The 5,521-nt window shown below is 47.4% G+C and carries 7 protein-coding genes and 1 pseudogene; all 8 read right to left on the bottom strand.

Features of this window, described 5'->3' with window-relative positions; translation table 11 throughout:
• Nucleotides 1-143, bottom strand: a pseudogene (locus DXB92_RS14220) (amidoligase family protein); the annotation flags it as partial.
• Between the two features lie 180 nt (nt 144-323).
• Complete coding sequence (locus DXB92_RS12785) at nt 324-560, bottom strand: DUF4314 domain-containing protein (protein ID WP_117734179.1); 237 nt, start codon at nt 558-560, stop codon at nt 324-326.
• Nucleotides 544-1,206, bottom strand: coding sequence for a virulence protein (locus DXB92_RS12780; RefSeq protein ID WP_117734178.1), 663 nt, complete (start codon nt 1,204-1,206; stop codon nt 544-546). The genes DXB92_RS12785 and DXB92_RS12780 overlap by 17 nt, the downstream gene beginning before the upstream one ends.
• Before the next feature lie 116 nt (nt 1,207-1,322).
• Complete coding sequence (locus tag DXB92_RS12775) at nt 1,323-3,011, bottom strand: DNA cytosine methyltransferase (protein WP_117734177.1); 1,689 nt, start codon at nt 3,009-3,011, stop codon at nt 1,323-1,325.
• Nucleotides 3,004-4,260, bottom strand: coding sequence for a DNA methyltransferase (locus tag DXB92_RS12770; protein WP_117734176.1), 1,257 nt, complete (start codon nt 4,258-4,260; stop codon nt 3,004-3,006). The genes DXB92_RS12775 and DXB92_RS12770 overlap by 8 nt, the downstream gene beginning before the upstream one ends.
• Nucleotides 4,257-4,415: a hypothetical protein gene (locus DXB92_RS13875; protein WP_181977080.1), complete on the bottom strand. Its 159-nt coding sequence runs from the start codon at nt 4,413-4,415 to the stop codon at nt 4,257-4,259. The genes DXB92_RS12770 and DXB92_RS13875 overlap by 4 nt, the downstream gene beginning before the upstream one ends.
• Before the next feature lie 7 nt (nt 4,416-4,422).
• Nucleotides 4,423-4,947, bottom strand: a complete 525-nt coding sequence (locus DXB92_RS12765) for a P27 family phage terminase small subunit (protein WP_117734169.1) — start codon at nt 4,945-4,947, stop codon at nt 4,423-4,425.
• Nucleotides 4,948-5,186: 239 nt separating this feature from the next.
• The coding region (locus tag DXB92_RS12760) for an HNH endonuclease signature motif containing protein (RefSeq protein ID WP_147330071.1) at nt 5,187-5,521 on the bottom strand (335 nt) is incomplete at its 5' end.

The raw sequence follows: 5,521 nt of genomic DNA, 5'->3' as shown, positions 1-5,521 counted from the left end.
GCGGTGTATTCGTATCTGCCTGTGCCGAAATGGTCGGCGGCAAGTCTGGCAGCCCGTTCTCTGGTGATGTGGTTCATCTCAATCTCCACGCCAATGGTCTGATTTTTCAGGTTTTCGATTTGCTTTGCGGTTTTTTCGTTCATGGTGTTTTCCTCCGTAATTTCGGGTTTTTTTCCCTTTCGTTGTAACCATATTAACTCTAAACGGAGGAGATAGCAAGCGGCTAAATGTACAGAAAATGAGGTCAAAAGATTGTGTAGAATACACGCTTGCAATCCTTGCGATTGTATGGTAACATACTGTATAATGGAGGAGGTTCCGCCTTATTTTTTCGCCTTGGATACGGTCTGGAAACTGTCGATTTCGGGAATCAGAGCAAGGGAAGAACCGTTTTCCCACCGCATATGAATACTGCCCGCATCATCAATGTGCGTGACCACACCAACTGTTCCGGGAAGAATCGGATACGTTTCATTCCGCATAGAAATCAGCTGTAATTTCGTTCCGACAGGGTACTTTTTTCGCAGCTGTTCCAAATATGATTCACTCGGAAACTGCATCAGTATCACCAACCTTTCTGAATGCGGAATTGCCTGTGAGATTGCGAAGAATGACTTTTCTTGCTGCCTTGAATTCTGCACCCACCATTCCCAGACGAATCAGGAAACACCGCATGGTGTACTTGGGATTGTCGGAGGTGTCCGGCTTGCGGTTAATGCGGCTCTGGTTCTTGGCAAATTCGCAGAGCATGGAAATGAAAGTACAGTAGGCATCTGCATCACCATCCTGTTCGACCGTGAACCACGGGAATTCCACCTTTTCATCAGACGGAATGATGTCCAAACAGTCGGTTTGAAAAGCTGCCTGAAAAAGGGCAGCCTTGTTTTCGCAGATCTGTCGGAGATTGCCGAGCGTATGCTCCGTGAAGAAATCGGCTGGCATCTGCACAGTCAAGCCTTTAGATTCCGGTTCTGATGTGTCCGGAACAGCATAGCCCTGATTTGCCAGTTCGGCAAGAAGCCGTTCTGTTTCCTTATAGTCGGCTTGGTCACTGATTTTCAGATCACCGGACTTGGTAACGGTGTAGCATTCCCCGATTTGGTAGGCACAGGTGGGCATGAATTGATAGACTGCCGGAATGCCGATAATCTCACTGATGGCTTTCACCAGTTCCTTTCGATTTTGACTGTGATAAGCAATGGTCATGTGAAAAACTCCTTTCTTTCGGCGTTTTTGCTTTCGCCATGACACATATTAACTCTGTTTCCCACAGATAGCAACTGTGAGATGTGTAGAATGTTTCGGCCGTCATTTGTAACAGATCACAAATCTGCCCAGACGATTCCAGCAAGTACAAAAACAGCAACATTCAGACAGATGCCATTCCCCCAAAGGCGGTACTCTTCTGCATCACGATATGGATCTTGCAGCCATTTCTGTACCATCTTTCGCCTTTTGGGACGGCTCTCCGGTTTTACCGCTTTTCGGTATTCTTCAAAAATAACTACCCATCGGTCGATTTCTTCTTCTGTGGGATTTTTCGATGCCAAGTCACTGCACCATTGATCCGGAAATCCCTGCAGTCTTGCACATTCCTGCGGTGTCAGTCTGCGAACCGCATAACCGCTGGAAACGATACTGGGGTCTTTGTGATCCCGTGCCAGCAGTGTAGGGGTCGTTTCCCGAAATGCACTGCTGAAATTTCCCGTAGAAGCAGCATACACTGCATGATGGTCAGTAGCATTCAAAGTGAAAGCGACCTCTTTGTTGACACCGCCGCCCTGTGGTCCGTTTTGGTCAGACCGACCGATCATTGAACCCTGCAAAGCATAACTTTCCAGAACAGCAATACCGCCTTGGTTTTTTGCTGGTGACTGGTCGCTGGTGTCCAAAGTACGGGCAGTGTCTGCCTCATAAATGCCGCTATGCGGATTACCGGAAAGCATGGCATTGCTGGAAAAGGAACTGATGCCGTATGCTTTCGGCTGAAATACCGTCTGGTCATTGTTGCAGGACAGCGTAGCAGATTTGTTTTCCTGTATCAGACTGCCTTTTCCACCGCCGGCTTTTCCGCAGCGGATCTTCAGTGTTTTCGGTGTATCCATCAACAGCGGAACATTTCCGCCACCGGTTCCGCATCTGGAAGTCAGTGTCTGTACTTTTCCGTTCTCAGAGATCTGAAGCCGGCTGTCAGCAGGATGATTTTCCAGTACACAAGGCGGATGATGGGCTTCTGCCCGAAGGGTGGCAGTGCGTTCTTTCAGAATGTCTATGCGTTCTCCGCCCTGGTCACACAAGCACAAGCCTGCCGTTCCAGAGCTGTCCGCAGCACTTCCGGCAGTTCTTTGCCACGTACGGAGGCTCTCCGCAGAATACCCTGACAAGCCTTCGGACTCAAATAGTATTTTTCCGGCACTTGTTCCGTCAAAATCTGCGACAAGAAAGATCCGTTTTCTTCGTTGGGGGACTCCCCAGTATTGTGCATCAAGAACTCGCCATGCGAGGGAATAGGATTCTGCCAGAATCTCTCCGGCTTTTGTCCATTTTCCCGCAGGTCGAGGAATTGAAATGCTGCTGTCTTTGACCGAACAGATGGCTTCGAGGACACAGCGGAAATCTTCTCCACCGTTGGAGGAAAATGCTCCGGGGACATTTTCCCAGACGATGTATCTTGGATATTTGCCATTGCTTGCACACCTCATTTCTCGGATGATACGGATTGCTTCGTGAAACAGAGAAGAACGGCTGCCGTTCAGACCGGTTCGTTTTCCGGCGATGCTCATATCCTGGCATGGACTGCCAAAGGTGATGATGTCCACAGACGGCAGCTTTGCACCATGCAGTCCGCTGATATTGCCGAAGTGTTGTACCTGCGGCAGCCGTTTTTCTGTCACACGAATGGCAAACGGTTCAATTTCAGAAGACCAGACAGGCACAATGCCTGCCAGCAGTCCGGCAAGCGGAAAACCGCCACTGCCGTCAAAGAGGCTGCCAAGGGTGAGGTTACGCATCTGACACCTCTACTTCCGAATATTCCATTCGCTTCCCATCCCGAATCAAATACACATCATCGGAATTTCCGTCATGGAGTTTTGTGTACCTTTCAACGGCTACATCAACAAACTTCGGTTCAAACTCTATGCCGTAACAAATTCTGTCAAGCTGGTCACAGGCAATCAGGGTAGATGCTGAACCTAAAAAGCAATCAAGCACTAAAGCATTCGTCTGCGTTGATAAACCGATAAGATAGGCGATAAGAGGAACAGGCTTGCTTGAAGGATGTCCGCAGCCGTCTTCTTTGCTGTTTTTAATACGGTCAAATTCAAATACAGTTACCTGTTTCTGATCTCCGTACCAGTTGTGCTTACCATCTTTCTTCCAGCCAAAAATAATAGGCTCATGGATATATTTCCAGTCAGTTCTTGTAAGCACAAGTCTGTCCTTTTTCCAGACAAGACCCGCACCAACTTTAAAGCCTGCATCTTCAAAAGCATCATGAAAAATTCTCGCCTTTGAAGTGGCATAGAATTCATAGAAACTCGCATCTCTCTGCATATACTCATGTAGATTTTTGAACACTTTCATAAGGAATTCGTAGGCTTCCTTATCATTCAGGTTGTCGTTTTTAATTTTTCCTGATGAGCTATTCAAGTCCACAAAATATGGTGCATCTGTACAGACAAGGTTTACTCTTGTATCACCAAGCAACGCATTGAATGTTTCAGGCAAAGTGGAATCTCCGCAGATGACAGTATGTTTTCCAAGATGCCAGATGTCGCCGAGTTTCGATTTGCAGGGCTTTTCCAGTTCTGCGTCTACATCGAAATTATCTTCTTTTGCCTCATCGCTGTCAATTGCAAAGAGGTCAGCGATTTCTTTTTCATCAAATCCTGTCAGACCAAGATCAAAGCCAAGATTCTGCAATTCTTCCATTTCTACGGCGAGCAATTCCTCATCCCAGCCAGCATCTAACGCCATCCGGTTGTCAGCAAGAATGTACGCTTTCTTCTGTGCTTCTGTCAGATGGTCGGCATACACGCAGGGAACTTCTGCAATACCTTCTTCCTTTGCCGCCATAATGCGGCCATGTCCAGCCAGCACATTGTATTCCCGATCGATAATGACCGGATTCACAAATCCAAACTCACGCAGAGAAGAACGAAGTTTTAGGATCTGTTCCTTGTTGTGTGTTCTGGCATTGTTGGCGTATGGCACTAACTTGTCGATGTCAACAAGCTGAAATTCTGTAGTTGTGGTCATCTGTAATTCCTCCTCTGCTGAATTCTGAGCATACCTCTTCGGGCGGCATCCATATTGCCTTTGACAGCCTGTCCCTTGATTGTGCGATATTGCTGTTTGGTCATGTTATTTTTCTGCTGTTTCAGTTCTCTCCAGAATTGAACATCTGCTTTCATGTATTTCTCACTTTCTGCTTCTCAGCAATTTTTCCATCATATCTTCCTGCGGATTGCCCTGAAATTCTACAGAACAATTTTCCCTCACAATCTGAAAAATCTGATTCCAGATTTGGTTTGCCTGTTTCATGTAATTCTGTGACATTGCAACATACGGAGAAGCAATTGCCGCACCAGTTGTAGGATGTTTTGAAATATATCCGTATTTGGTGACGATTTGCTCACAGTGAATCCAACGGGAAATGCTCATGGCATATTGTTCCACAAGCTGACGGCTGACAATTTTCTCACACGAGCGTTCTTTCAGCCATTGATAAGTTTCTGTATACACATCATCTGCAAGGAGTTTTGTGCCGTCACGCTGTAATTCTTTCATGAAATCTCTGACAGGCGGTGTTTCAGCAGATTCTATATCCGCAGGCTGCATCATAACTTCCGCCGATTTTCCCTCAGCAATTTTCTCCGTGAGTGCCTTTCTTGGTCTTCCTGCACCCGGTCTTGCACCGCCTCGGTTTGTACCGTCTTTCGCCATGATGCCATCACCTCCGAAAAATCAAAGAAATTCAAACAAAAATGTTAAATCGGGCATGAAAAATGCCGACTACAAAAGTCGGCAAAGTTAGATGTTATCGGTATTTTTCAATATTTATATCTCTGAGGGGTCAATAGGGTGTTTGAATACCCGTTTTTGTGCGTGAGAGTGGACGCCGGTCTGTAAAAAATTCACAATTAGCGATTTTTATCCCCCCACCGGCAGCATTTCAGACACAATCAATACCGATAGACGGGATTTCGGTCTTCCGTCCATGTCTTGCGGTCGTGGCAGGGCTTGCATAACGCCTGCCAGTTGCTTTCATCCCACATCAGATGCGGATCACCACGGTGAGGAATGATATGGTCGACCACGGTCGCTGCCGTGAACCGTCCCTGTGCCTTGCACCGCACACACAAGGGATGCTGGCGGAGGTACGCCTTGCTGAGCCGCTGCCACTTGCTGCCGTAGCCACGCTTGGCGGCAGACGGTCGGTCTGGGTGCAAGGGCTGATGCTTTGCACAGTACAAGCCGTCTGTCAGATTGGGACAGCCGGGGTGCTTGCATGATTTCA

It is taken from the genome of Ruminococcus sp. OM06-36AC (genome assembly GCF_003438725.1).
GTDB lineage: Bacteria > Bacillota > Clostridia > Oscillospirales > Ruminococcaceae > Ruminococcus_C > Ruminococcus_C callidus.
The sequence above is the reverse complement of the archived record's forward strand: the minus strand, read 5'-3'. Positions and strand labels throughout refer to the sequence as shown.